Origin of the sequence: Microcoleus sp. B4-C1 (assembly GCF_036705285.1) — a bacterium.
Classification (GTDB): Bacteria; Cyanobacteriota; Cyanobacteriia; order Cyanobacteriales; family Microcoleaceae; genus Microcoleus.
Genome location: NZ_JAUBUC010000157.1, coordinates 1 through 6464, shown reverse-complemented (window position 1 = coordinate 6464; position 6464 = coordinate 1). Strand labels below are relative to the sequence as shown.

Here is a 6464-nt window from a genome sequence, read left to right as displayed (position 1 = left end):
GCCCGTCCAGAAAGGACGGGCGGGACGCCCATCCCACAAGAACAATAAATTGTAAGTTATTTAATTCTCATTGCTAAGTAGACCCGCACGAGTCCGGGACTTTTGGGTAAAATAGCAGATGAAACTCTATTTTATAGCTAAAATTGGATGGTACCAACCCTGCCAAAATCTTTGACACTCCAAGAGTTTCTGAATTTGCCAGAAACCAAACCAGCCAGCGAGTACATTGACGGTGCAATCATTCAAAAACCGATGGCTCAAGGAGAACATAGTGTCATTCAAGGCGAGTTGATAAGTGCTGCTAATGCTACTCTCAAACCTCAAAAGGTGGCGCGAGCATTTCCAGAACTACGGTGCATTTTTGGCGGTCGAGCGATCGTTCCCGACGTGACTGTATTCATTTGGGAGCGCATTCCCCGTAAAGAAAATGGTGGTGTGGCAAATGTGTTTGCGATCGCCCCGGATTGGACAATTGAAATCCTCTCCCCCGACCCAAGCCAAACTAAAGTTACTAAAAATATTTTACATTGTCTCAAACACGGAACTCAAATGGGTTGGTTAATCGATCCAGAGGAGCGATCGGTTTTTGTATATCGGCCGACTCAATCAACGGAGGTGTTTGACGAACCGGAACAGTTATTGCCCATGCCATCTTTTGCCAGGGAATTGCAACTGACAGTAGGAGAATTATTTGGTTGGCTATTAGAGTGATATCATGTCCGATCGAGCGACCGGACATGATATCACTACTGACTACTGACTACTGACCACTGACCACTGACCACTGACTACTGACCATCGATATATTGCTTTAAAGTATTCCGAATTTGTTTGAGCTGAAATCCTTTAGCAAGTAGGCGCAGCTTCGAGACAAACGGCATTAAATTAGGTTCTAAACTCTCCAGCTTAGCACTCTCATCAAAAATTTCTTCAATGTCGCCCATAGCTGCGAGTTTCAAAAGTTTTACTACCGACTCACAAGCCGCAGGTAACAGAGAAGAATAAGCAGGAAAATCAGAGGCTGGTGACAAACTGGGAGGTTTGCGCTTTTTGTTTTCCGAAGATTCCCCATAAATCCATTCTAGTCCCAAACGCACGCGCAACTGTTCCAAAAAGTGATTTGCTTCGATCGGTTTGGGAACAAAAGCATCGTACCCTGCGAGGATGCTATCTTGCTGCGTAGCCTCGAAAACGCTCGCTGACATAGCGATTAACACAACATCTTTTAATTCCGGCAACTGCCGCAGTTTTCGTGCAGTTTCTAAGCCATCCATTACAGGCATCCGCAAGTCCATTAAAATGACATCCGGTTGAAATTCAACTGTTTTGTAGAGACATTCTTGGCCGTTTTGGGCCTCTGCCACCTCAAATCCTAAACGTCGAAGCAGCCTGCACAACAAATCGCGATTCTGTTGATTGTCATCCACGATTAACACTTTCCGTTTGTTGCCGATAAAACCTACAAGCCAGCGTTTTTCCTGCAAAGGAGACACCTCCAAGTACCGTTTAGCTGCTGGCAATTCTAAATCTACCCAAAAAGTGCTGCCTTTTCCCAAAGTGCTGTGGACGCGAATTTCGGCACCCATTAGTTTCGCTAATTTCTGGCTAATTGAGAGTCCGAGACCTGTACCTTCAACAAACGTATTGCCTCCTACTTGGTGGAAAGGCAAAAATATTTCTTCTAACTTGCTTCGCTCTATTCCAGTGCCGGTATCTTCGACTTGAAAGCGGATTTTTAAAGCGTGTTGGGCTGCGATCGGATTGTGGGCGAAGCGCATATAATTTTCTTTCAGTTCCGAACTCAAAGTCGAGAACTCATAACTTTCTGCTTGCCCTCGACTCCAGGCCCCTGTGCCGACATAGCCGACTTTGAAAGTCACACCGCCACTGTTAGTAAATTTAACGGCATTGCTGAGTAAATTTATGAGAATTTGGCGCAATCTTTTTGGATCGACACGAACGCAGCTAGGCAGGGGAGAGACTTGTTCGTAATGGAATAAAATGTCCTTTTGAGAGGCTCGCATCTGAAACAGATCAGCAATATTTTTCGTAAAATTTAGAAAATTTAACTCTTCTGGGTAGAGTTCCATTTTTCTAGCTTCGATTTTGGAAAGGTCTAAAACATCGTCGATTAGCATCAGCAGGTGTTGACCGCACTGTTGAATATTGCTGAGACTTTCTTGGTGATCTGAGTTTAAGTCTTTGTCGGTTTTGAGGATTTGAGCGTAACCTAAAACGCCGTTTAAAGGCGTGCGTAGTTCGTGGCTCATGTTGGCGAGAAATTCGCTTTTGGCGCGGTTGGCGCTTTCTGCGGCTAATGCAGCTTGTTGGAGGGCAGATTCTGCAAGTTTGCGATCGGCAATTTCGGTTTGTGCTTGTTGAAATAGCGTCGATTGCTGGATCGCGATCGCCAATTGCACGCACAATTGCCGGAGAGATTCTATTTCTGAGGAATCCCAGGGACGGGGGCCACTGCAATCCTGGGCGATCAGCAGTCCCCAGAGCTGATTTTCTGCAGTCGGTTGGGTCTGGGGAATGCTTTCTCGTGCTTTTAAAATCGGTACTATTAAGTTAGCTTTTACTTCAATTTTTTCGAGAAATTTCATGTGGCATTCCGTCAAATTTTCCCGGTAAATATCTTCCATAGATCTAATACCGCCTTTCTGATAAACTTCAACAAATTTTTCTTTGAAACAGCCATCAATATTGTTAAAATTTAGCAGGGAGATTCTATCTTTTGCCACGGATTCCACAACGACAAAGCCGCTCCAGTCGGAATTAAAACGGTAAATAACTGTGCGGTCTGTTTGCAAAAACTGCCGCACTTGTTCGACAGCAGTTGTCAGGACTTCTTCTAAATTTAGGGAAGAGCGAATGCGATCGAGCATAGCAACTACTAGCCGTTCTCGCCTTAATTGCTGCTGCAGTGCCATCTCCGCTTGTTTGCGTTCGGTGATGTCGGTAATTACTCCCACTAACCCGATTAAATGACCAGTTTCATCTTTAATACCGTCGGCGCGAAATAAAGTTGTTACCAGTTCGTTGTTTTTAGTGTTTATTTTGAGTTCGCCTTGCCAAGATTTGCCTTTACGGAGCGCTTTAAACATTTCTAGCAGCACTTTAGTTTGGGGGTAAATTGCTGTTAATCCGCCTGCTGTGTTTAGTTCTTCTGCTGTGTAGCCGTACTGTTGAACAAAGGCTTGATTGTGGTAGAGCGATCGCCCTGTTAAGTCAGCAATGCCGATCGCATCGCTGGTGCTTTCCACCGCTTGAGTAACTCGCAGCAAATCTAATTCTGCTTGTTTGCGATCGCTAATATCAGTAATAGTGCCGATATAGCCTTTAATTTCCTGCTTGTCTCCGATTTCTGCAATTGCCTGACCGATCACCCAAATTACCCGACCGTCTGGACGCTGAAATCGGTATTCTGATTTAAAAGGAATTGTATCAATAATTGAGCTATGCCATTCATTTTTTACCCGATCCACATCATCGGGATGTATGGCATTCATCCAGCCAATTTCTGCTGCTAATTCTGCGTTTAATCCCGTAATTTCGCTCCACCGTTGATTCACATAAAGACAATTTCCAAATGTGTCAGTGTGAAATATGCAAACTGGCGATGCTTCTGCTAAAGTTTGGTAGCGGCGCTGGCTCGATCGTAGGGCGGATTCTACCTGTTTTCTATTAGTTATATCGCGGACTATAGAAATAATTTCGCCACCGACAAGCATTGTCAGCGACAATTCTTGAGGAAACTTAGTACCGTCACGGCGCTGACCGGTCGCTTCTATATTGCAGTACCCTTTTTGCAGAAGCATCGGCATTATTTGTAATTCAAAAAATATATTTTCTGCTTTGCTGTAGAGCATTTTCCATTTCTTGCCATACATTTCGCTAGGGCTAGCCAAGCCGTACATTTTGAGATAAGCGTCGTTGGAATAAATACATTCTTTATTATTATTAAAAATAGCGATGCCGTCATAAGCAGCGGCCATTGCTACTGCTTGTCGCTGGAGTTGGGACTCTGCTTGTTTACGAGAGGTAATGTCGTGACCGACTGAGTAGATTAAACCTTCTTCGCTAAATGGCGATGCCGTCCACAGGAAGTATTTGTAAGAACCGTCTTTGCAGATGTAGCGGTTTTCAAAGGAGATACTGGACGTACCGGCGATTAGTTTTGCTCCTTCGGCTGCGGTGGCTTTTCGATCGTCTGGATGAACAAATTCGATCATTGGCTTGGCAAACAATTCACTAATACTGTAGCCTAAAGCTGTTGACCAAGCTGGGTTTAAACGTTTAAAATGACCGTCAAAACCTACAATACAAAGCAAGTCTAAGGAGATGGTAAAAAAACGATCGCGCTCTGTTTGTGCCTGCTTTAATTCAGTGATATCCATCACTAAACCATCCCAGAGAATATCGCCTTCGCTACCAGATTTGCTCTCATTAGTGAGCCTTTCTGGTCTCGCCGCTCCTTGCAGCCACTTAACTTTTCCAGATGGCAAAGTCTGTCGCCACTGCTGCTGCCAAGGTTGCAGCGTAGTGGCTGAAATTGCCATTGATGCTTTTAAATCTAAGAGGTCGTCTGGGTGAATTCCATTGGAAATCAGTTCCGCATTTTGCTCTATTGCTTCTGCCTCTAATTCGTAGAGTTGTCGGCTGCCTGAAGAGATGTAAGGGAAAGACATTTTTCCAGTTGCTGACATTCGTAATTGATAAATTGTTCCCGGCAGGTTAGCTACCAATTTTTGAAAGCGAGCTTCGCTTTGTTCCAGGGCTTTTTGTTGCTTTCTGTATTCGGTAAAATCTCTAATTGTACCCACTATTACTTTACTGCCGTCTGCTATTTTGAAGACGCTTTTTTTGGTAGAAATTATGTGTTCTTTTCCGGCAGAGTCTGTGAAGCTTTCTTCGGTTTCCAAGCAGATACCAGGTGTCAATACTTCTTCATCTTTTGTCCAAAAAACAGCAGCTTCTGATTGGGGGAAAAAGTCATAATCTGATTTGCCGAGCAGTTCTTGCCGCGATTTGCCGACCAACTGACAAAAAGCATCATTTAATATCATCCAGCGGTGTTGCTCGTCTTTGACAAAAATTGGGTCTGGCGTAGCATTTATGGTGTGGTTTAAAAATTCTTCTGATGCTCTCAGTTTGGCTTCGTAGCGGTAGCGATCGCTCACGTCCAACACTACTTCTATTATCCGGTCGATAGACCTGTCCAGGCGGCGGATGCAGCGCAGGGAAACTCGCGTGTGAACTATTTCGCCATTTTTTCTGAGCAACCTTTTGTCTAAGATGTAACCGTCGCTCCTACCTGCTAACATCTGAGAAAAATTTTCACAATTAGCCTCCAAATCTTCTGGATGAGTCAACTCTAGCCAATTATTTTGCACGAGTTCGTAGCGCTCATAGCCCAGCAAATTGCACAGGGCATCGTTAACTTCTATCCAGTGGCAATTTAGAGGAATTTCGCTGTCAATAATTGGAGCGATGATTGCAATGCCGATCAGGGAATTTTCCACCACCGAGCGATATTTTTCTTCACTTTTTCGCAAAGCATCTTGACTGTTTTGGCGTTCTATGGCGTAGCGGAGCGATCGAATTAACAGTTCGCTGTCGATTTTTCTTTTTACCAAATAATCCTGTACGCCGACAGAAATCAACCGCAGGGCAAGTTCTTCGTCGTTTTGGGCGGTCAGAACTACGATCGGCACATTTACCCCGTACTCTTGTACCCGAGCAACCGTCTCGATTCCCCGACTATCTGGCAATGAAAGGTCTAATAAAATTATGTCAAAAGTTTCTTGATTCAATCGCTGCTGCGCTTCGCTGAGGCGCTCTACTTTCGTCAGCACTATACGCTGCGCGCCGCCTATTTCTGACAGCAAATCTTCAATCAGCTCAGCTTCATGAGGGTTGTCTTCTACTAACAGAACTTTAAAGCAGATAGGAGGCAAAGCTAAGTTAAAAACTGCTTTCATAATATTTGTTAATCAAAAAAATATTAAAATAACTTGAATTTTACCTTTTATTTTCCGGGCAGTCATTCAATTCCACGTACAGATACATCGATCGTCAGATTGGGGGAGGGTAAGCAAGCTTTACAAATAATATGTTTAATAAGTAAAATTATATCACGCACCAACTAGACTGTCAACGGAAAAGAAGTTTTATTCTAAATTGCCATTTATACCACTTAAAAAAATGAATGCAACTGTAGCCCATATCCCCACCCCGATACTCACACTCCTTCCCAACAATTATTTAATGTTTTTATCTCCCCCTATTAAATGTTTTGAGTTCTACATTATATATTCTACGTGACAACTTCTAATAAATAGAGAAAATGATGGATTTTACAAACATTATAGCTTATCCATTTTGCGTATCCGCTCAATAAGTAGGGGTAGCAGAGAAAAAAAGTAAGCAGAGTAAAAAAAGTGTTATAAAATAGGACACAT

2 protein-coding genes are annotated in these 6464 nt (G+C 43.4%); one reads left to right on the top strand and one right to left on the bottom strand.

The window, feature by feature from the left end:
* Nucleotides 1-147 precede the first annotated feature (147 nt).
* Complete coding sequence (locus QUB26_RS30770) at nucleotides 148-711, top strand: Uma2 family endonuclease (RefSeq protein ID WP_333321115.1); 564 nt, start codon at nucleotides 148-150, stop codon at nucleotides 709-711.
* 77 nt (nucleotides 712-788) lie between these two features.
* Here QUB26_RS30770 and QUB26_RS30765 read toward each other — a convergent pair whose 3' ends face one another.
* Nucleotides 789-5984 carry a PAS domain S-box protein gene (locus QUB26_RS30765; protein WP_333321113.1) on the bottom strand — a complete coding sequence of 1732 codons (5196 nt, stop codon included), beginning with the start codon at nucleotides 5982-5984 and terminating at the stop codon, nucleotides 789-791.
* Nucleotides 5985-6464 lie beyond the last annotated feature (480 nt).

What these genes read in the sequence shown, in the direction of transcription:
- QUB26_RS30770 (WP_333321115.1), top strand. Translation starts at nt 148, where the DNA reads ATGGTACCAACCCTGCCAAAATCTTTGACACTCCAAGAGTTTCTGAAT.
- QUB26_RS30765 (WP_333321113.1), bottom strand. Translation starts at nt 5,984, where the DNA reads ATGAAAGCAGTTTTTAACTTAGCTTTGCCTCCTATCTGCTTTAAAGTT.